Source organism: Bradyrhizobium sp. USDA 372 (assembly GCF_053629095.1).
This window is the reverse complement of the sequence record NZ_JBRJHR010000001.1, coordinates 3941409-3962069: the sequence shown is the minus strand read 5'-3', so window position 1 is coordinate 3962069 and position 20661 is coordinate 3941409. Positions and strand designations below refer to the sequence as shown.

The following is a 20661-nucleotide window of genomic DNA, read 5'->3' as shown; positions in this document are numbered from 1 at the left end:
TCAAGCGGCCGCAGCAAACCAATCGCCGAACAGTCGCGCCGACATCGCCGTATTCAGGCCGAGATCGCGAACGCAGGCCGCAACGGAGGTGCGATAGGATTCATTGACCCCACAGCGCTCGAGAGTTTCGAGCTGAGCTTCGCTGAGAGAGGCCGTCGCGCGGCGCTGGTAGCGATAGGCGCTGTCGGAGGTGTGAAGATTGGGCACCTTGTAGATCGCCGCTTCGCTCGGGAAGATGACGCGCGCGTTGTTCGCCTCCATTTGTCCGGGCTCCCGCCACGACGTCACGGCATTCTCGGTAAAGCTGCCGGACAGTCCGAGGCGGTCGAACAAGACGCGTACGGACGACAAAGCCTCCTTGCTCACCTCGTAGACGTAGTGAGTGACGGGAACGCCCTGCCGCTCGGCGTAGCTAGAGACCCGAGCCGCGCTGAGCGCTGCGACCACATAGTGCCGCAGCAACACGTCTGCTGGCGCGCGCGAGATCAGCTTGTCGAGCCACGACGCCAGCGAACTCGCCGGCTCCCGATCAAGCATGATGAGATGGAGCCGGTGCCGCGGATAGCCCGCTTCGATCAAGAGCTGCAACGGATTGAACAGGCTCTCGGCAAGCACGTAGGGCCCGGTCGTTTCCTTGCTGAAGATGTGCGGCTCGTCGGTGGCCGATGGAACGATCCAGGGCGTCAGCGGGCGGCCGACGAGCGCGTCGCGCAAGATCGCCTTCAGCGGCTGGTAATATGACGGCATCCCCGTCATGCCGAACAGATTGCTCAGAGCCGTCGAGCCGACACGAGCCTTGCCGCATGCAAAATAAAGTATCGGGAAGTCTTGCGCCGGGCGATGCCGGAAATTCTCCGCAAGGCACCCGGTGACCTCGCGCATCAAGCTCTCAAGCGTGACGGTCCTGGTCTGGAATTCGCCGACCGACGAAAGCGGCAAAGTATCGAGGGAGCCGTGCTGTTGCCGAATCAGATCGGCGATTCGTTGGAGCGAATCGGGGAAAGTCCCGTCGATGTTCATATGGGGGAGCTCACTCTAGTGGTTCCGCAAACGAGGTTGCTTGCGGCATAACATGCAGGCTATAGTTGTGGGGTGGCTGTCGTCAAACCCGGAGAATCCCGGGGGGTGCCGCCCACGCCCGCGAGCACTGCGAATGCTCGCCGACGTTTTGCGGATCAGGCCGCGCGCACGGTCTTGAGGAACTTCTCGAGCTCTGTCTTCAAGAGGCTGCTTTCGCTCGACAGCGAGCGCGCCGATGCCAGCACCTGTCCCGATGCCGCGCCGGTGGCGCTGGCGCCTTGACTGACCTGCGCGATCTTGTTCGCAACTTCGACGGTGCCCTTGGCGGCTTCGCTGACGTTGCGCGCAATCTCGGCCGTCGCCGCGCCCTGCTCCTCGATGGTCGCAGCGATCGTCGTCGAGATGTCCGAGATGCGGGCGATGGTTGCGCCGATCTCCTTGATCGCGCCGACGGAATCCTCGGTCGCCGCCTGCATGCCGGCGATCTGTGCGCTGATCTCCTCGGTCGCACGCGCGGTTTGTGCTGCGAGCGCCTTGACCTCGCTGGCGACGACCGCGAAGCCGCGGCCGGATTCGCCCGCCCGCGCCGCCTCGATCGTTGCGTTTAGGGCCAGGAGATTGGTCTGTTCGGCTATCGCGGTGATCAGCTTGACGACGTCGCCAATGCGGCCCGCAGCCTTGAGCAGCTCATTGATCCTGACGTCGGTGCGCTCGGCCTGCTTGACCGCGTCGCTAGCGATGCGGCTGGAATCGTGCACTTGGCGGCCGATCTCGACGACCGACGTGCTCATTTCCTCGGCTGCGGACGCCACGGCTCCGACGTTGGTGGAGGCTTCTTCCGAAGCGGCGGCGACCATTCCCGAGAGCTGCTGGGTCTGTTCCGCCGTGCCGGACAGTGTGCCGGCGGCGGATTCGAGTTGGTGGGAGGCCGCCGACACGGAGTCGATGATACCGCCAACCGCAGTTTCGAATGCGCTCGCGAGCCGCGTCATCTCCTGCTTGCGCTGAGTGGCCGCGGCGATTTCCTGATTCTTCGTCTCGGCTTCCATCTGCTCGATACGGATCAGATTTTCCTTGAAGGTCTGGGCGGCGCGAGCGTTGTCGCCGACTTCATCGCCGCGGCCCGTGTAGGGAATCTCGATCGCCTTGTTGCCGCCCGCGAGTTGCAGCAGCACGTCGCCGATGCGACGGACCGGCCTGGCGATACTCATCACGGAAAACACCGCGGACCCGACCAACGTCAGAACGACGAATACGCCGACGATCAATGCGAAATTGGCGACCCGGTCCAGCTCGGTGAGCATCTCGCCCTTGCGGCGCGCGGCGAATTCGTTGGCGACGCCGACGAGGTCGTCGATGCGTTTACTGACTTCCAGAGCGGCCGGACGCATGTGCTCTGCGAGAATGCTTGCCTTCGCCGATTCCGCTGCAATCCTGGCACCACCGGCAGGAGCGGCAATGAGGGCCTTTTGCGCCCCCGCCAGCTCGATGCCACTGGTCAGATACGCTTCCACGAATTTTTTGGTCTCACGGTAGGCGTCCTGGGTGACCTTCCGGGTCGCCCGCTCGGTCGCGGCATCGATTTCCGACCCGGCCTCGCCCCCTCGGGTGCGGAGAAGCTCGAGGAGCCTGTCGACCTCTCCGGCTGTCGGCGCCGAGCCGAGTTCGAGAGCGGCGAGCTGCGCCCGTGCCATCGCCGTCTGCGCTGCCTGCGCATTGCCCTTGTTGAGGTAGTTGATCGTGACCAGGCGATTGGATTCGGCGATCGAACGGTTACCGAGCATCTGGTTGATCAGCATGCCGCCGACCAGCACGACACTTATGCCCGTCACGATGCCGAGCTTGGTTCCGATGCGAAACCTGAATGTCCCCACCTCTGCCTCCTTGGATCGTCACCCTTCGGCAATCGTATTCGCAACCAAAGATTGAAAATTGGGTAACATTCGATAGTGACCGTAGAAGTACGGCCGATGGACCCGTGCAACTACAGGGGGTCACCGCCGGAGAGCGCTTGGAACAGCGATAGCGACGCAGTCGGCATTGAAGTGCGTGGAAGGCACGCGCTTGCGAGGTTGCCCGACTCAGCTCTAGCGTGGAACGATGCGTTCCCCCGGTCGTATCAATCCTCATCGGTCGTCGTTCAGCGGTTCTCCGTTCCGCCGCCAATTCTCGGGCCTGCTGCCATGGATGTTCGTGGTCGGCGTGGCGGTGTCGATCGTGATCACCTTTCGTCACGGAACAAACTGGCCGCAGCCGCATGCGACTGACGACCAGGGGCAGAATGCCGAAATTATCCTGCAGCAGACCGGCAATGCCGACCTCCGTCCGGTCGAGGTCATCCGCACCGTCGATGGCGACACTTTTCTCGCGCGCCTGCGCCACCGTGACGGCCGCGGTCTCGTTGCGCGCGTTCGGCTGCGCGGCATCGATGCGCCTGAATTGAAGGCGTCCTGCCAGGAGGAGCTGGACAAGGCCGAAGCTGCGACCCGCGCATTGCGCGATCTGCTCGGCCAGGGCGGCGTCACGATCGGCAATCTCGGCGCCGACAAGTACGGGCGCGTCCTCGCCGATGTTGCGACCAGACGGACCGCCGACGTCGCGGCCGCGCTGCTCGCGGGCGGCTACGTGCGCAGCTACAATGGCGGCCATCGCGACGGCTGGTGCGCGCGGGGCTGGCGCTTCTGGTAGCAAAAAGCCGCGTCGAGCGACGCGGCTTTGACTGACTTCTGGCGATCTCCTCGATCAGCGCGTCACGACCACCGTCGTGCCGACGGAGACGCGGCCATAGAGATCGGTGATGTCGTCATTGAGCATGCGGATGCAGCCATAGGAGACGAAGCCGCCGATCGAGCCCGGCACGTTGGTGCCGTGGATCGCATATTCACCGCCGGCGAGCGTCATCGCCGCAACGCCCATCGGGTTGCGCGGCGAGCCGCCCGGAATGACGTCGGGCATGTTCGGCTTGTCGCGCTTCACCTCGGCGGGCGGCGCCCAGGCCGGATTGAGATATTTGCCGTCGATCCGCGTCGTGCCGGCCCACTGCTTGCCGGCCTTGCCGACGCCGACCGGATAGCGCACGGCCTGGCCGTTGCCGAGGATGAGATAAAGCCGCCGCTCGCTGGTTTTGACCACGATGGTGCCCGGCGAATAGTCGGCCAGGTGTGACCCCACCATTTCCGGCCGCGCCTGCGCCGCCGTCGATGTCAAGGCCCCTGCCGCGATGGTGGCGGCCAGCGCCACCGCAATCCTCATCGACATCGATGCTTCCCCTTAACCCCAAACGGATCGTCCAAAATGACGCAGAACCCGGCAATCGCCGCCGCACCAAGCCCTCGTCGATGCTCATTCTTAACCGCGCCCGTTAACCCAATGGTTTCCACGCGCGGCTGCCGAGGGCCGGCCAGCAGGGGGAACAAAGGAAATGTTCGAAATAAAGTAAATGACCTGAAAACAACACTCGGCGGGAAAGATGCCGGCGCACCACCGCGCCCGCTGACAAGAGCGTGAGGGTGTGAATGGCTGTTGTCTTTTGGGGGCTGACGCGAAAACTAGTCTCGTGTCCCGAACGCGCTGCAGCGTGAAACGCTGCTGCGCAGAGCCGGGACCCGGCAAGCCACACGCTTTGTCGTTAGATGGGCCCCGGCTCAGCAGCTCAACGCTGAAGAAGCGCTGCGCTGCGTCCGGGCCACGAGCTTGCCTTACGCTGACTTCTTGTTCTGCCGGTTCTTGACGAGATCGTCGACGACGGCGGGATCGGCGAGTGTCGAGGTGTCGCCGAGGCTCCCCGGCTCGTCCTCGGCGATCTTGCGCAGGATGCGGCGCATGATCTTGCCGGAGCGGGTTTTTGGCAGGCCCGGGGCGAACTGGATCTGGTCGGGCGAGGCGATCGGACCGATCTCCTTGCGCACCCAGGTCACGAGCTCCTTGCGCAGCTCGTCGGTCGGCTGCACGCCGGCCATCAGGGTGACATAGGCGTAGATGCCCTGACCCTTGATGTCGTGCGGGAAGCCGACGACGGCCGCTTCCGACACCTTCTCATGCGCCACCAGCGCGCTTTCGACTTCGGCGGTGCCCATGCGGTGGCCGGAGACGTTGATGACGTCGTCGACGCGGCCGGTGATCCAGTAATAGCCGTCGGCGTCGCGCCGGCAGCCGTCGCCCGTAAAATACTTGCCCTTGTAGGTCGAGAAATAGGTCTGCTCGAAGCGAGCGTGATCGCCATAGACCGTGCGCATCTGGCCCGGCCAGGACCGCGTCAGGCAGAGGTTGCCGGTGGTCTCGCCTTCCAGCACCTTGCCGTCGGCATCGACGATTTCGGGCATCACGCCGAAGAATGGCTGCGTTGCCGAGCCCGGCTTCAGCTTGGTGGCGCCCGGCAGCGGAGTGATCAGGATGCCGCCGGTCTCGGTCTGCCACCACGTATCGACGATCGGGCAGCGGTCGTCGCCGACGACGCGGTGATACCATTCCCAGGCTTCGGGATTGATGGGCTCGCCGACCGAGCCGAGCAGGCGGAGCGAGGCGCGCGAGGTCTTCTTCACCGGCTCGTCGCCGCTCTGCATCAGCGCGCGGATCGCGGTCGGCGCGGTGTAGAAGATGTTGACCTTGTGCTTGTCGATGACGTTCCAGAACCGCGAATTATCCGGATAATTCGGCACGCCCTCGAACATCAGCGTCGTCGCCCCGTTCGCCAGCGGTCCGTAGAGAATGTAGCTGTGGCCGGTGACCCAGCCGACGTCGGCGGTGCACCAGTAGATGTCGCCGTCGTGATAGTCGAAGACGTATTGATGCGTCATCGAGGCAAACACGAGATAGCCGCCGGAGGTGTGCAGCACGCCCTTGGGCTGCCCGGTCGAGCCCGACGTGTAGAGGATGAACAGCGGGTCCTCGGCGTGCATGTGCTCGACCGGGCATTCCGTGGTCACCATCGCCGCGGCCTCGTGGTACCAGAGGTCGCGCGTCGGGTTCATGTCCACCTTGGCGCCGGTGCGCTTGACCACGACGACCCAGTCGACGCCGTCGGCTTTACTGAGCGCGGCATCGACATTGGCCTTCAGCGGCACCTTCTTGCCGCCGCGCAGGCCTTCGTCCGCGGTGATGACGACCTTGGACTGGCAATCGTTGATGCGCTGAGCAAGGCTGTCGGGCGAGAAGCCCGCGAACACCACGGAGTGGATCGCGCCGATCCGCGCGCAGGCCAACATCGCATAGGCGGCCTCGGGGATCATCGGCAGGTAGATGGTGACGCGGTCGCCCTTCTTGACGTTGCGGGTGCGCAGGATGTTGGCCATCCGGCAGACCTCGTCGTGCAGCTCCTTGTACGTGATGTGGCGGGACTGCGAGGGATCGTCGCCTTCCCAGATGATCGCGGTCTGGTGGGCGCGCGTGTGGAGATGCCGGTCGATGCAGTTATGGGCGACGTTGAGGATTCCGTCCTCGAACCATTTGATCGAGATGTTGCCGGGCGCGAAGGAGACGTTCTCGATCTTCGTCGGCGCCTTCATCCAGTCGATGCGCTTGGCCTGCTCCGCCCAGAAGCCGTTCGGGTCCGAGATCGAGCGGGCGTACATCTCCTTGTACTTGGCCTGGTCGACCCAGGCGCGCTTCGCCCACTCCGCGGGGACGTCGTAGATCTTCTCGGACATGCTTCCCTCCACATGCGGCAAGCTCAGGCAATGCCGACAGCATCGTTTGACGGATTATGCGTCGGGCTAACCGGACCCGACAAGGAGCACAAGCTGGACCTTCGGCGGGCAGCCGGCCATGCGGAGGATCAAGGTCCGGAAGGCCCGCTGTCGCAATTCTGAAACAGGCCGATAGGCGCCTTTCGGCTCTTGACCCAGGCCGTCAGAAGGGACGCCGCAGAGCCCCTATGCGTCAGTCGGAGGTATTTAGGAACCGTTCCCCACTGATTCGGGACTCGCAATAGCGTTCGGAACACCCTAAATGGCCAACCCGGGTCCAGAGAGACCCTTCGGAACAAAAATCAGAACAGCGGCATTGATCGATAACAGACAGGGCTAAGGCATAAGACTATGATGGATCAGCAGAATCTCGGGACGATGCGGCCCGCTTCAGCCGATCCTGCAGCCATTGCCCTGGCCAAGGCCCTCGGACAATGGCCGAAACCGACCGGTTTCAGGCGCCCGAGCCCGAAGAAGACCTACGACACGGCGCCTGCGGCGACGGTCGAGGCCCTCGCCAAGGAGCTGGGCTTGCGGCTCGGCGACCAGAACGAGCTGACCATCCGCCGTATCAAGCGCGGCAAGGGCTATTCCTTCGTCCGTCCCAACGGCGCGCATATCCGCGACGCCCGCACCATCCGCCGGCTGCACGCCATGGCGGTGCCGCCGGCCTATCGCGAGGTGCGCTACTCCGCCGATCCCAACTCGCACCTTCAGGCGGTGGGCCGCGATGCCGCGGGCCGGCTGCAATATCGCTATCACGCCGATTGGGAGAAGGTCCGCGAGCAGCGCAAGGCGCATCGCCTGGCAAAGCTCGTCGGCGCGCTGCCGAAAATCCGGCGCAAGGTCTCGGCGTTCCTGTCCGGTGACGAGCCAACACGCGAGTTCGCGCTCTCGGCCGTGATCGAGCTGATCGCGCGTACCGCGATCCGTCCCGGCAATGAATCCTACGCCCGCCTCAACGGCACCCGCGGCGCGACCACGCTGCTGAAGTCCAACGTCACGCTGGAAGACGATTGCTTCGTGCTGACCTTCAAGGCCAAGGGCGGCAAGGCGGTGCGCAAGGAGTGCGACGCCGCCAAGCTGGTGCGCGCCATCGGCATTTTGCAGAGCGTTCCCGGCAAGCGCATGTTCCAGTATCGCGATGCCTACGGCATCGTGCGCGCGGTCAACACCACCCAGGTGAACGCGTTTCTGCGCGAGATCGCCGGCATCAAGATTTCGCTGAAGGATTTCCGTACGCTGATGGCGTCCGCCGTCGTGGTGGAATCGCTGTCGCGGATCACGCCGGCGAGCAGCCAGCGCGGCCGCAAGAAGCAGGTGCTGGATGCGATCCGCGCCGCCGCCGACCAGCTCTCCAACACGCCGGCGATCTGCCGCAAGAGCTACGTCCACGATACCATCGTCACCGCCTTCGAGGAGGGCATCCTCGAGCGCTTCGCCGCGACCATGAAGGGCCAGCGCTCGCAGGCGAGGCGCGAGCAGCTGCTGGCGCAGGTGGTGGCGACCGCCGCGGTGTAACGGCGCGCCGCACTCTCGTAGGGTGGGCAAAGCGAAGCGTGCCCACCATTTGCTCATGGTGAAAGGTGGTGGGCACGGCGCGAAGGGCGCGCCTTTGCCCACCCTACCGAGCGCTACTTCCTTTCTGACACACCCTTGTCCGGACCGGGATCGCCGCCCGCGGCTGCGATCGTGAGCCGCTCCAGATAGTGCGCCCATCCCGTCGCATGAGCGGCGGCCTGCGCTTCGTTCGGCAGGCCGCTATGGGTCATGCGCAGCAGCGTGCCGCCGTCCTGCTCGATCAGGTCGATCTCGATCAGGCTCGAGCCGGGCGGCACTTCCTGGCCACCCTCCCAGCCGAACGTGTAGGCCAGACGATGCACCGGCACGACCTCGCGGAAGACACCGCGGGCGACACCGCCGCGCGGGCTGACGCCCTTGAGCAAATAGAGCCCGCCGGGATACGGCTCGGTGGTCGCATCCGAGCCCATCCAGCTCAGGATCTTTTCGGGGTCGGTGAGATAGGCGAAGACGGTGGCGCGCGGGGCCGCGATCTGGGTCTCGCGTCGCACTATGAACGGCTCGGGCATCGGCGATCATCCCTGGTCTGACGATGGGACATGGCGGCGGCCCGGCGCTCCGTCAAGGTTTGCCCGTGACAAAGACGGCCCGGCTTCGTCATCATCGGGCCATGCACCTCTCTTCAACCCTCGCCTGGCTCCTCGATGCCGCCTCGGATTGTCCCGGGGCCGACCGCCTGCTCGCGGAACTCGGCGCGCATCTGGTCGCCGACGGCGTGCCGCTCGCGGCAGGCGCCTTGACGCTGGCGGTGCCGCATCCGCTGATCGCGAAACGGACCTGGCTGTGGCGTGCCGATAGCGGCCAGGTGATCGAAGCGCTCGGCTTCGCGCCGGGCGGCCTCGCGCCCGATCCACCCAACGACGCCGGCCGTCGCTGGCTGCGCGACAGCGCGCGCGGGCAGGTGCATGAAGATGTCGCCGGACGGTCCGATGGGCCGCTGCTCGGCTGGATCGGGCCGCGTCCGTTCACGGCGGATGAGATCGAGCAACTACGTCAGGCCGCGCGTTTCGCCGCGACGCCGCTTGCCGTGCTCGCCGCGCGCGCCACCTTGCGGGCGACGCTCGATGCTTACCTCGGCACGCGCAGCGCGGAGCGGGTGCTCGCGGCGCCTCTGCGCCGCGATCTCGGCGAGACCATCCAGGCCGCGCTGCTCTATGCGGATTTGCGCAATTTCACGAGCCTGTCGGAGACCACACCGCCGGCCGACGTCATCGCGGCGCTCGACGCCTGGTTCGATCGCATCGCCGGCGCGGTTCACGCCTTCGGCGGCGAGGTGCTGAAATTCATCGGCGACGGCGTGCTGGCGATCTTTCCGGTGCTCGAGGCGTCGCCGCGCCGCGCCTGTGACGCTGCTCTGCGTGCTGCAGGCGCAGCCGAGGCCGGGATGGCGTACCTCAACAAGGAGCGCCGCGCGCAAGGATTGCCGCCGCTGTCGTTTGGCGCCGCGCTCCATCTCGGCGAGATGCTCTGGGGCAATATCGGCGCCGCCAACCGGCTCGACTTCACCGCGATCGGCCCCGCGGTCAATCTCGCCAGCCGCCTGGAGGGATTGTGCAAGCCGCTGGGCCGGACCGTGCTGGTCTCGGGCGCACTCGCCGCCGAAACGGAGATGCCGCTCGTTGCGCTCGGGACGCATGCGCTGCGCGGCATTGCCGCGCCGTGCGAGGTGTTTGCGTTACCGGATCTGTAGGGTGGGCAAAGGCGCGCTCTACGCGCGCCTTGCCCACCATTCCACCGCGAGCTTTCATCCTGAATGGTGGGCACGCTGCGCTTTGCCCATCCTACAGATCCAGGGCAAGATGCGACTAAATCCCACCCATCTTGCAGACGAGCTTCCACTCCTCTGCCGTCACCGGCTGCACCGAGAGGCGCGAATACTTCACCAGCGCCATGTCCGCGAGCTTCTTGTCGGCCTTGATTGCGGCCATCGTCACCGGCGTCTTCAGGGGCTTGTCGGCCTTGATGTCGACGCAGACGAATTTGCCGGTCTTGTCGGTCGGATCGGGATAGGCCTCCTTGATGATCTCGGCGATGCCGACGATCTCCTTGCCCTCGTTGGAATGATAGAAGAACGCCTTGTCGCCCTTCTTCATGTTCACGAGGTTCTGGCGTGCGGTGAAATTGCGCACGCCGGTCCAGGCTTCGCCTTTGGCGCCCTTTGCAACCTGCTGGTCCCAGGACCACACCGACGGTTCGGATTTCACGAGCCAGTACGCCATGCTTATTCCTCTGCCTTGAAGGGGCGCGTCATCAGCCCCGAGATCGCGGCATCGATCGTGCTCCGGCCGCTCAGGATCGATGCGACCGCCTCCGATACCGGCAACTCGATGTTTTGCGAAGCGGCGAGCTCGATCAGCACAGGGGCGGTGAACTCGCCCTCGGCGAGCTTGCCGGCGGGAGGCTGCTCGCCGCGCCCGAGCGCGAGGCCGAGGGCGAAGTTGCGCGATTGCGGGCTCGAGCAGGTCAGAATGAGATCACCGAGGCCAGAGAGGCCGGTGAGCGTCTCCCTGCGTGCGCCGAGCGCGCGGCCGAGGCGCGTCAGCTCGGCAAAGCCGCGGGTCGTGAGCGCCGCCTGCGCGGAGGCGCCGAGCTTGCGTCCGACCGCGATGCCGACCGCGATCGCCAGGACGTTCTTGGCGGCGCCGCCGATCTCGACGCCGCGGATGTCGGTGGAGTGATAGGGGCGGAATGTCGGCGAGCCCAGCGCCTGCACCAGGCTGCTGGCCAGCGCCTCATCGCTTGCCGCCAGGGTCACTGCCGTCGGCAGGCCACGTGCGACGTCGTCGGCAAAGCTCGGCCCCGACAGGATCGCGGGCTGCGCGTGCGGCGCGGCCTCGGCGATCACCTCGGTCATGAACTTGTGGGTGCCGTGCTCGATGCCCTTGGCGCAGGCGACGATCGGCATTGGCTTCGTGATGTGCGAGGCCAGCATGTTCACCACGCCGCGCAAATGTTGCGCCGGTGTTGCGATCAGCAGCATGTCCGCACGCGTGGCAAGCGACAGATCGCTCGTGACGACGATCTCAGGCACGAGCTGGACGCCAGGCAGCCTTGGATTGTCACGCGTCGATGCGATCCGCGCGGCATGCTCGGCATTGCGTGCCCACAGCGTCACGTTTCGCCCGGCTCGCGCCGCCACCGTCGCCAGCGCCGTGCCCCAGGCGCCCGCGCCGATTACTGCGACGGATTGCGGCGCGGTCATCGCTAATATCCCGCCCGCGTCTTGCCGTAACCCGCGGGCGCCGTCGCGTTGGCGTCGAGCAGCCAGCGTGCGCGCGGCTGCGCGTCCATCGTGTCGGTCAGGCCGAGCGCGAGGCGCTCGGCGCCGGCCCAGCCGATCATGGCGCCGTTGTCGGTGCAAAGCGCGGGCGGCGGCATGATCAGCTGCGTCCCGGCCTGCCTTGCGACATCATCAAGGGCGCCGCGGATCGCCTGATTGGCGGCGACGCCGCCGGCGGCGACCAGCGCGCGCGGTGCGCCGAACTGCTCGCGGAAAAGCCTGAGGCCGACGCTCAGCCGGTCGGCCGTCGAATCCAGCACGGCGGCCTGGAAGCTCGCGCAGAGATCGCTGATGTCCTGCGGCGTGAGCTCGGTCAGCCGGCTCGCTTCGGTGCGCACCGCCGTCTTCAGTCCCGACAGCGAGAAATTGGCATCGGGGCGTCCCTGCATCGGCCGCGGAAACGCAAAGCGCGTGGCATCGCCGCCTGCGGCCGCGCGCTCGACCTGCGGGCCGCCGGGATAGGGCAGGCCCAGCATCTTCGCGACCTTGTCGAAGGCCTCGCCGATGGCGTCGTCGACCGTGGTGCCGAGCCGCACATATTGGCCGACGCCGGTGACTGCGACGATCTGGGTATGGCCGCCGGAGGCGAGGAAGAGGCAATAGGGAAATTCGATACCGTCGGTGAGGCGCGGCGTCAGCGCATGCGCTTCGAGATGGTTCACGGCAACCAGCGGCGTGTCGTGCACCATCGCGATCGCCTTCGCGGTGGTGAGCCCGACGATGACGCCACCGATCAGCCCTGGCCCCGCGGCCGCCGCGACGCCGTCGAGCTGGGCATAATCGATGCCGGCCTCGTCCATGGCACGGTCGATGATCCCGTCGAGCACGTCGACATGCGCGCGCGCGGCGATCTCCGGCACCACGCCGCCGAAACGGGCATGCTCCTCGATCTGCGACCGCACGATGTTGGACAGGATCTTGCCGCTGCCGTCGGCCGCGCGTTCGATCACGGCCGCAGCGGTCTCGTCGCAGGTGGTTTCGATGCCCAGCACCAGCATTGGCGAATTGTTATCCAATTTGCGCCCTTGCGCTCATCCGTAAAGCAGAGTTCTGGTACGTCCGGTAGCATCCCGGGGTCGTCTTGCGCAATCGTCACGCGCAGCCGTTCTGGTCAATGCGTCACCGCCAAATGGTCCGGGAACACCAGCGATGTCCATTCTCGTCACACGGCCGCATCCCGACAACGAGGCGACGGCGGACAATCTGCGCGCGCGCGGGCATGCGGTGCTGCTTGCGCCGGCGCTCAAGCTCGAGCCGGTCGCCTTCCAAGGCGAGAGTGACGTTTCCTATGATGCCGTTCTCGTCACCTCGGCCAACGCGATCCGCGCCCTGGTGCTGCAATTGCCGGACCTCGGTCTGTTGCAGCTGCCTTTGTTCGCGGTCGGCGAGCATACGGCTGCTGCGGCGCGCGAGGCCGGTTTTGCCGAGGTGATCGTCGCCGGCGGCGATGCCGCGTCCTTGCGCGACAAGGTGAGGCAGAGCGCGCGCGACAAGGTGCTGAAGAAAAAGAGCACGCTGCTGTATCTCGCCGGCGGGGATCTGTCGCGCGACCTCGGCGGCGAGCTCGGTGCGGAAGGTTTCCGCGTGGTGACGCGGACGACCTATCGCATGGCGCCGGTGAAGCATTTGCCGCGCGAGGTCTGCGAAGGCTTTGCCGCCCATGGGATCGAGGCGGTGCTGCACTACTCCCGGCGTAGCGCGCGTGCGTTCCTCGATGCGGCGCGGGACGAAGGTGTCGAAATTTCGGCGCTGGCGATTCCGCATTGCTGCCTGTCCGAGACCGTTGCGGGTGTGCTGCGCGAGGCCGGCGCGTCGCAGGTTCTGGTGGCCGCAACGCCGGACGAAACTGCCTTATTCGACTCCTTGGAGCGTGCGTTGCGCACCCGTTTGGCGTAAAGGTCGGGCCGAATCCGACGCAATCTGATCCACCCTGGTATGGAAGTGTGAGGAACCGTCACGATGGCCGACGACAAGCCTGAAGACGCTGGATTGGCGCCCGATCCGGGTCGTGCCAAGCGCACCCCGCCCACCATCGACCTCGAGGCGACGGAAGTCTCGACCCAGCCGCAGCAGGTCGCCGGCGAGCCCGAGCCGGCCGAGCATGTCGCGCAGGAGCAGGCCAGGGTGGAAGAGCCCGGCTCGGAAGAGCTCAAGGCCGAGCCTCAGCCCGAATCGGCAGAGCAGCAGGCGTCCGCGGCGGCGCCCGTATCGGCGCCGATCTCCCCCTGGGTCGTTGCACCGTTCTCCGGCGCGGTCGCAGCTGCGGTCGTGATCGCGGTCGGCTGGATGCTGGGCTGGCCGGCGGTACAGGCCCCGCCGGCCGCGCCGCAGGTCACCAGTGCGACCGTCGATGCGCTGAGCGGACGCGTTGCCGCGGTCGAAGCCAAGGCCGCCAAGCCCGCGGCCGATCCGGCCCAAGTGGCGCGAATCGATGCGTTGGAGAAAGCGGCGAGCGCCCTGCGCGGCGACATCGCCAATTTGCGCGCGCAGTTCGACAAGACGGCGAGCGCGCTGAACGATACGAAATCCGCGCCGCCGACTGCCGCGCCCGATCTTGCCGCGCTCACCGACCGCATCGCTCAGCTCGAGCGCGCCAGCAAGACCGAACGGGCCGAGCTCGCGCAGCAGGGCGAGAAGATCGCCGAGGCCAAGACGATGGACGACAGGCCGCTCCGTTATGTGGTGGCGGCGTCGCTGCTCGACGTTGCCGTTCGCCACGGCGATCCCTATCAATCGCAATTGGCCGCGGCGCGGTCGCTGACGGCCAAGCCCGACATGCTCAAGCCGCTCGAGGCGTTTGCATCGTCCGGCATCCCGACATCGGCTGCGCTGAGCCGCGAGCTTCTCAACATCGTGCCGAAGCTGTCGCCGCCGGCTGAAGCTCCGTCGAGCGAGGCCGGCATTGTCGAGCGTCTCCAGGCCGGCGCCTCAAAGCTCGTGCGGATCGAGCGCACCGACGGCGTCGGCAACGATCGCGGCGCCATCGTGTCGCGCGTGACGGCGGCGGCGCTCCGCAGCGATTTCGCCGAGGCGCGGCGCGAGCTGAAGACGCTGCCCGTGGCAGATCGCGCCGCGGCACAGGCCTGGCTCGACAAGGCCGACGCCCGCGACGCCGCGCTCGCCGCGTCCCGCAAATTCGCCGACGATGCCATGGCGGATCTCGCCAAATCTACTCAATAAGATTCGCGCAACAATCGGCGCGTATAGGGATCGACCATGCTTCGCATCGTCCTCTTTCTCGTCTTGATCGCACTGGCGGCTGTCGGCGCGGCCTGGGTTGCCGACCAGCCCGGCGATCTCGTCCTGACCGCGGGCAGCTTCCGCATCTCGACGACGCTGCCGAGGTTCGTGTTCCTGCTCGGGCTCTTTGCTGCTTCCGTCGTGCTGGTCTGGAGCATCCTGACGACGATCTGGCGCATGCCGGGGCGCTTGCGCCGCCGGCGTCATGACAAGCGCCATGCCCGCGGCCGTCACGCCATCACCCATGGCCTGCTCGCGATCGGCCATGGCGATCCCGCGCTCGCGCGCCGGCACGCCGAGGCGGCACGGCGGCATGCACCGAACGATCCGCTCGCGCTGCTGCTGCACGCGCAGTCGGCGCAGCTCGAAGGCAATCGCGACGAGGCGCAGCGCGTCTTCCGCGTCATGGCCGAGCGCGAGGATACGCGGCTGCTCGGCCTGCGCGGTCTATTCATCGAGGCGCAGCGCGCCGATGATGCGGTCGGCGCCGTGATGATCGCGGAGGAAGCGATCAAGCTGTCGCCGTCCGCGACTTGGGCCTCGCACGCGGTGCTCGGCTTCCGCTGCGCGCGCGGCGACTGGAGCGGCGCGCTCGCGATCCTCGATTCGAATCTCTCCGCGGGCCTGATCGACAAGCAGACCTATCGCCGGCAGCGCGGCGTGCTGCTCACCGCGCGTGCGCTGGAGCTGGAAACGATGGACCGCGACGTCGCGCGGGAGAGCGCGATGGAAGCGGTCAAGCTCGCCCCGACCCTGGTGCCGGCGGCCGTGCTCGCGGCAAAATTCGAGAGCGAGGCGCATCAGGTGCGCCGCGCCATGAAGATGGTGGAAGCCGCCTGGCTCGCCAATCCGCATCCCGATCTTGCGGAAGCCTATGCGCATGTGAAGCTCGGCGATACCGCATGGCACCGCATGCAGCGGGTGGAGACTCTCGCCGCGAAGACCCCCGCCGACAAGCCCGGTTATGTCGAAGGGCAGCTCGCCATCGCGCGCGCTGCGATCGAGGCCTCGGAGTTCGCCCGCGCGCGCGAGGTGCTCGCGCCTTATCTCAAGGATCCGACCCAGCGCGTCGCGCTGCTGATGGCCGAGCTCGAGCGCACCGAGCATGGTGACGGCGGCCGAGCCCGCGCCTGGACCTTGCGAGCGGTGCGCGCCCGCCTCGATCCCGCCTGGACCGCGGACGGCTATGTCAGCGACCGCTGGCGTCCGGTCTCCCCGGTCACCGGCCGCCTCGATGCGTTCCAGTGGCAGACGCCGGTCGCGAGCCTGCCCTCGGACAGGGGCCCCACGCTCGAATCCTCCGCCTTCGAGGAAGCCATGCTGGCCGCTCGGCCGCCGAAGCGGGTGACTGCGGTTCCCAACGAGGCCTCGGTGGAACCACCGGAGGTGGCCCCGGTGCCGGCACCGGCCGCGCAGGACAATTCACCCCCTCCGGCCAAGGAGGCCGCGAAGGAGGTTGCCAAGGAAGCTGCCAAGGAAGCTCCCAAGGAAACCGCGGAGCCAGCTGCGAAGGAAACTGCGGAGGTCGACGAGCCGGCCGTCACACCCGCTGAGCCGGCGAATCCGGCTCCGCCGCCCGCCGAATCATCGCCTCCGGCGGCAACGCCCGTCTTCCGGACCCGGGCCGACCTCAGTAAGCCCGCATCGGCGCCGATCCAGACCGTCATTCCGATCGTCCGTGCACCCGACGATCCCGGGATCGACGACGAGGGCCCAAGCGATGAATTTACGGAACAAATCGGCACACCCAAAGCCCACGCAAAGGCGCAGGCGGGCGGCTGGCGCGGATTCTGGTCCCGCTGGGGCGCGTGAGCCGCATTTCGCCCCCGGCTTGTCCTTGCCAATTCGGGCCATGCCCGATATCAGGAGCGCGCGTATCGGGGCCGGCATTGCTTCGGTCTCGGCAGGTTCGCCGCAATAGCTCAGTCGGTAGAGCACGTCATTCGTAATGACGGGGTCGGGGGTTCGAATCCCTCTTGCGGCACCAGCGCCCGATTCGGATCCCGCAATCTTGCTGTCATGCCTGGGCTTGGGCATCCACGTCTTCGCCTGATCCAGACACGCAAATGGCCGGGACAAGCCCGGCCATGACGCAAGAGTTTTGGAACGATCGCGCTTACTGCGACACCGTCTGCACCACGCTCGCGATCGGGCGGGTGTTCGTGCCCGCGGTCGGCACCTTCATGTCCTTCATCAGCGCCTCGTCATATTCAGGCAGCGTCTGAAGGCTCGCCTTAGCCTTCATCTGCACGACCTTGTAGCCGCCGGCCTTCAGCCGCGCGAGCAGCGTCGGCAGGGCGAGGCCCGTGTTCTTCTGGAAGTCGTGCATCAGGATGATGCCCTTGCCGAGCTTGTCCAGCCTCGTCATCACGGTCTCGACGATCTTCTCCGGCGTCGCGCCCTTCCTGAAGTCGAAGGAGTCGATTTCGGTCGAGAACATCGCGACGTTGCGGGTGCCGAAATAGCTCACCATCGCGGGATTGTGCTGCAGCTGCGGAAAGCGGAAGAACGGCGCCGGATTGGTGCCGAGCGCGAATTTCACCGCGCTGAAGCCCTTCTCGACCTCGTCCTTGACCTGCTGCTCCGTCAACTTCTTGCTGTTCAGATTGACATGCGACCAGGTGTGCGTGCCGACCGTGTGGCCCTGGGCCAGCACCTGCTTCAGGATCTCCGGATGGTAGGTCGCGTGCTTGCCGACCGAGAAGAACAGGCCCTTGGTGCATTCGTCCGCGAGCGCCTTCAGCACCGTAGGCGTGTTGACCGGCCACGGACCGTCGTCGAAGGTCAGCACGACCTCCTTCTCGGTCAGGAAATCGAACTGCTTGAAATGCTCGAAGCCGAAGCCGGGGCCGCCCGTCGTGTCGATCTCGACGACGCGGGACACACCCAGCGCGTTCGGATTGGCGCAGACCTGTTTCGGCTGCATCGGCATGACCGGCGCAGGTGCCGGAGCGGCTGGCTTGGCCGCGACGGTCGCGGTGGTCTCGACGTCGTCCTTCGCGGCGAGCTTCGCCTGTGCCGGCAATGGGTCGGCGACACGGGCGGCAACTGTCTTCGGAGCGCCCTGGTCGGCGCGCGTGGAATAATAAAACCAACCGCCGGCGGCGATCACGACCGCCGCAACTACACTGGCCAGCATCAGGCCCAACGCATTACGCATCGCTAATCTTTCCAATTACGCAACCAAACCGGCGGAATTTCCCGCGCGACGAGCCATTAATGCGAACCAAGAGTTAACGTGACACCAACACGACAGCGGTTGCGGTGGAATTTCAGTAGGGTGCGCCAAAGTGACCGAGATCACAGAGAGTGGGTCTCCCGTGACTGTCATCACAGTGGAAACGGTTTTGCCGGAGCATCGTAGCTCCCATCGATAACGGGCCCGCTGAGGCGGTGCCAATGGGAGCTTCAAATGACCAAGTCGTTTACCAGCAAGATCCGCGACACCAGCCTGGCCCTGGGCTTTGCCGCCATCGTCTCGATCGCTTCGACGAGCGCGAGCTTCGCCTTCACGGCTGAGGCGCAGCAGATGTGCACGGGCGATGCCTTCCGTCTCTGCTCGGCGGAGATCCCCAACATCCCGAAGATCACGGCGTGCATGATCAAGCATCGCTCGGACCTCAGCGCCGGCTGCCGCGCGGTGATGGACAAGGACCTCGCCAAGGGCGCCTCGCGCAAGGTCGCTGACGTCCGGGACAGCCAGTAAGAGCGCACGCAACAACGATCGTCGCGCTGGTCAGCTCCCCCTCGCGATGTGCCCCGGTGTCACGCCGGGGCCACGCGGTGGCTTGCCTCCTGCCCGGCAATAAAGCCGTTGCAGCCTCCGGATCGTCGCACTAGCTTCGCCCGCACTTTCTTCCGGGTAGAGGCATTACGCGATGACCAGATTTCTTTTCATTCTTCCTTTGCTCTTGTGCGCATCGGCAGCATCAGCGCAACAGCAGCCCGGCCATGATGCCTGCGCGCGCGATGTCAGCCGCTTCTGCCGCGCCGTGATGAACAATGGCGACGGCGCCGTGCTCGCCTGCCTCAAGCAGAACCGCACCCGGCTCAGCAAGGGCTGCGACAAGGTGCTGACGGATCACGGGCAGTAGTCATCCCCATCTACGGATCGGCAAAAACCTACGTACTGCTCCCGGCCGCGACCACCGGAAGCACCTCGCTGTTGGCACGGTCCGGCGTCTCGTCCTTCCAGCGCACCGAGCCGAATGGACGCTCCAGCATGCGGCGGATCCGCACCGGCTCGGGGCCGATGTGGAAATCGATCGCCTGCTGATGCAGCGCGCGTTCGGACTGGGTCGAACGGTTGCGCTGACGCAAATAGTCGAGCCAGGTCGGGCAGTGATAGCGCTCGGTCCACAGCTCGGGGTCGGCGATATCGCGCGCGATCGACCAGCCATAGGCGCCGTTGCGCTGGCGGGAGAGCTGCACGTCCTGCATGACGTTGTGGAACGCGCGCGCATTCTCTTGCGCGACCCGGTATTCGATCTCGACCACCAGCGGTCCGCTGCGTCCGGTCAGCGACAGCTTCACCTCGGGATCGGCCAGCACGTCCGCATCCTCGTTGCGCGCGCCGACGCGTGGCATCGCTAGCCAGATGCCGAGCAGCGGCGAGACCAGCATCAGGCCTGCCGCGGTCAGCAGCGCGATCTCGACGCCGGCATAATCGGTGAGATGACCCCAGCCCCAGGCGCCGATCGCAATGCCGCCGGAGATCGAGGCCTGGAACGCGGCGAGCGAGCGGCCCGCGACCCAGCGCGGCGCCGAGAGCTGCACGCCGATGTTGAACAGCGCGATCGCAGCCATCCAGACCGCGCCGGCCAGGACCAGCGCGGTTGCCGTCAGCACCGGCTCCGTGCTCAAAGCGAGGGCGGCCATGGCGAAGGCCATCGAGATGGTGCAGGCGCGGATCGCGGCCTCGCCGCTCATGCGCTTGCGCAATTCGTGGATATTGAGCGCGCCGATCACTGCGCCCATGCCGAAGGCGCCCAGCATGATGCCGTAGGTCTGTGCGCCGCCATGCAGGAGGTCGCGCGCGACCAGCGGCATCAGCGCCATCACCGCGCCGCCGATCAGGCCCATCACCAGCGTGCGCAACAGCACGATCTTGATCGGCGGCGAATTCGTGATGTAACGCACGCCCGAGACCATGGCGCGGTTGAGCTTTTCCCGCGGCAGGCGCGACGGCTCGTTGCTGCGGCGCCAGAGCAGCAGCACCACAAGCAGCGGCAGATAGAGAATCGCATTGCAGGCGAACGCGGCCACCGCGCCGAGTGCAGCGACGATGACGCCGCCGACCGCCGGACCGAAGCTGCGCGCGATGTTGTAGCTGATGCCGTTGAGCGCCACCGCGGACGCCAATGCCTCGGGCGGCACCTGTTCGCTGACCGAGGACTGCCAAGCCGGGCCGAACAGCGCATTGCCGCTGCCGACGACGAAGCAGAAGGCGAGCAGCAATTCGGGGGTGATCAGGTTGAAGCCGGCCAGCACGGTGAGCGCGCTCGCGCCGATCAACGCGACCGACAGCGAAATCACGCTGACGATGCGACGGTCATACATGTCGGCGATGGCGCCGGCGGGCATCGAGATCAGCATGATCGGCAGCATCAAGGCGGTCTGCACCAGGGCCACCTTGTCTGCCGAGGCCGCCATCTGCGTCATCGCCCAGGCCGCGCCCACGCCCTGGATCAGGAGGCCGAGATTGGAGAGCAGGCTGGCGAGCCAGATCCGCCGGAACACGGTGTACCGCAGGGGCGCAGTGATGCCGTCGGCGGCCATTTTCGGGCGGTTCGGCTGCTCGGTCATATCCCCTTCCATGTCGGATGGCAGAAGTGGTCGTGGTGATTCCGGCCAATT

General features: G+C 66.2%; 18 protein-coding genes and 1 tRNA gene. 9 read left to right on the top strand and 10 right to left on the bottom strand.

Going from position 1 to position 20661, the window contains the following annotated elements; genetic code table 11:
- Both AB7M16_RS18705 and AB7M16_RS18700 read right to left on the bottom strand, forming a co-directional pair.
- Positions 1-1020, bottom strand: a complete 1020-nt coding sequence (locus AB7M16_RS18705) for a sulfotransferase family protein (protein ID WP_453944782.1) — start codon at positions 1018-1020, stop codon at positions 1-3.
- Between the two features lie 155 nt (positions 1021-1175).
- Positions 1176-2894, bottom strand: coding sequence for a methyl-accepting chemotaxis protein (locus AB7M16_RS18700; protein ID WP_453944780.1), 1719 nt, complete (start codon positions 2892-2894; stop codon positions 1176-1178).
- 226 nt (positions 2895-3120) lie between these two features.
- Between AB7M16_RS18700 and AB7M16_RS18695 the strand changes: the two genes are divergently transcribed.
- On the top strand, positions 3121-3708 hold the full coding sequence (locus tag AB7M16_RS18695; protein WP_453944778.1) for a thermonuclease family protein: 588 nt from the start codon (positions 3121-3123) through the stop codon (positions 3706-3708).
- 54 nt (positions 3709-3762) lie between these two features.
- On the opposite strand, the gene AB7M16_RS18690 is transcribed toward AB7M16_RS18695, so the two are convergent.
- Positions 3763-4278: a L,D-transpeptidase gene (locus AB7M16_RS18690; RefSeq protein WP_172787872.1), complete on the bottom strand. Its 516-nt coding sequence runs from the start codon at positions 4276-4278 to the stop codon at positions 3763-3765.
- 440 nt (positions 4279-4718) lie between these two features.
- A complete protein-coding gene (acs, locus tag AB7M16_RS18685) occupies positions 4719-6665 on the bottom strand; it encodes an acetate--CoA ligase (protein WP_453944775.1) in 1947 nt (648 codons plus the stop codon).
- A 390-nt stretch (positions 6666-7055) separates the two neighbouring features.
- Between acs and AB7M16_RS18680 the strand changes: the two genes are divergently transcribed.
- Positions 7056-8225, top strand: a complete 1170-nt coding sequence (locus tag AB7M16_RS18680; RefSeq protein WP_172787874.1) for a DNA topoisomerase IB — start codon at positions 7056-7058, stop codon at positions 8223-8225.
- A 113-nt stretch (positions 8226-8338) separates the two neighbouring features.
- Here AB7M16_RS18680 and AB7M16_RS18675 read toward each other — a convergent pair whose 3' ends face one another.
- On the bottom strand, positions 8339-8794 hold the full coding sequence (locus AB7M16_RS18675) for an SRPBCC family protein (RefSeq protein ID WP_453944773.1): 456 nt from the start codon (positions 8792-8794) through the stop codon (positions 8339-8341).
- Positions 8795-8895: 101 nt separating this feature from the next.
- On the opposite strand from AB7M16_RS18675, the gene AB7M16_RS18670 reads away from it, so the two are divergent.
- Entirely contained in the window at positions 8896-9975 is a 1080-nt protein-coding gene (locus AB7M16_RS18670; RefSeq protein WP_453944771.1) for an adenylate/guanylate cyclase domain-containing protein, read from the top strand.
- Positions 9976-10090: 115 nt separating this feature from the next.
- On the opposite strand, the gene AB7M16_RS18665 is transcribed toward AB7M16_RS18670, so the two are convergent.
- The 3 genes from AB7M16_RS18665 to tsaD are packed head-to-tail and all read right to left on the bottom strand — an operon-like array spanning position 10091 to position 12563.
- Positions 10091-10504 carry an EVE domain-containing protein gene (locus AB7M16_RS18665; RefSeq protein WP_260381434.1) on the bottom strand — a complete coding sequence of 138 codons (414 nt, stop codon included), beginning with the start codon at positions 10502-10504 and terminating at the stop codon, positions 10091-10093.
- Between the two features lie 2 nt (positions 10505-10506).
- Entirely contained in the window at positions 10507-11487 is a 981-nt protein-coding gene (locus AB7M16_RS18660) for an NAD(P)H-dependent glycerol-3-phosphate dehydrogenase (protein WP_453944770.1), read from the bottom strand.
- 2 nt (positions 11488-11489) lie between these two features.
- Positions 11490-12563, bottom strand: coding sequence for a tRNA (adenosine(37)-N6)-threonylcarbamoyltransferase complex transferase subunit TsaD (gene tsaD, locus AB7M16_RS18655; protein ID WP_453944768.1), 1074 nt, complete (start codon positions 12561-12563; stop codon positions 11490-11492).
- Positions 12564-12714: 151 nt separating this feature from the next.
- Here tsaD and AB7M16_RS18650 point away from each other — a divergent pair, with 151 nt between their 5' ends.
- The 4 genes from AB7M16_RS18650 to AB7M16_RS18635 all read left to right on the top strand — a co-directional run bounded on the left by AB7M16_RS18650 (position 12715) and on the right by AB7M16_RS18635 (position 16792).
- Positions 12715-13461, top strand: a complete 747-nt coding sequence (locus AB7M16_RS18650) for a uroporphyrinogen-III synthase (RefSeq protein ID WP_453944766.1) — start codon at positions 12715-12717, stop codon at positions 13459-13461.
- Positions 13462-13524: 63 nt separating this feature from the next.
- Positions 13525-14745: a COG4223 family protein gene (locus AB7M16_RS18645; protein WP_453944765.1), complete on the top strand. Its 1221-nt coding sequence runs from the start codon at positions 13525-13527 to the stop codon at positions 14743-14745.
- Between the two features lie 36 nt (positions 14746-14781).
- On the top strand, positions 14782-16617 hold the full coding sequence (locus AB7M16_RS18640; RefSeq protein ID WP_453944763.1) for a heme biosynthesis HemY N-terminal domain-containing protein: 1836 nt from the start codon (positions 14782-14784) through the stop codon (positions 16615-16617).
- Positions 16618-16716: 99 nt separating this feature from the next.
- A tRNA-Thr gene (locus AB7M16_RS18635) sits at positions 16717-16792 on the top strand.
- Between the two features lie 129 nt (positions 16793-16921).
- Here the strand turns inward: AB7M16_RS18635 and AB7M16_RS18630 are convergent.
- Positions 16922-17965: a polysaccharide deacetylase family protein gene (locus tag AB7M16_RS18630; RefSeq protein WP_453944762.1), complete on the bottom strand. Its 1044-nt coding sequence runs from the start codon at positions 17963-17965 to the stop codon at positions 16922-16924.
- Positions 17966-18217: 252 nt separating this feature from the next.
- On the opposite strand from AB7M16_RS18630, the gene AB7M16_RS18625 reads away from it, so the two are divergent.
- Both AB7M16_RS18625 and AB7M16_RS18620 read left to right on the top strand, forming a co-directional pair.
- A complete protein-coding gene (locus tag AB7M16_RS18625) occupies positions 18218-18511 on the top strand; it encodes a hypothetical protein (RefSeq protein ID WP_439401816.1) in 294 nt (97 codons plus the stop codon).
- Positions 18512-18683: 172 nt separating this feature from the next.
- Positions 18684-18899 carry a cysteine rich repeat-containing protein gene (locus tag AB7M16_RS18620; RefSeq protein ID WP_172787883.1) on the top strand — a complete coding sequence of 72 codons (216 nt, stop codon included), beginning with the start codon at positions 18684-18686 and terminating at the stop codon, positions 18897-18899.
- A gap of 28 nt (positions 18900-18927) precedes the next feature.
- Here AB7M16_RS18620 and AB7M16_RS18615 read toward each other — a convergent pair whose 3' ends face one another.
- Complete coding sequence (locus tag AB7M16_RS18615; RefSeq protein ID WP_172787884.1) at positions 18928-20610, bottom strand: MFS transporter; 1683 nt, start codon at positions 20608-20610, stop codon at positions 18928-18930.
- Positions 20611-20661: the final 51 nt, after the last annotated feature.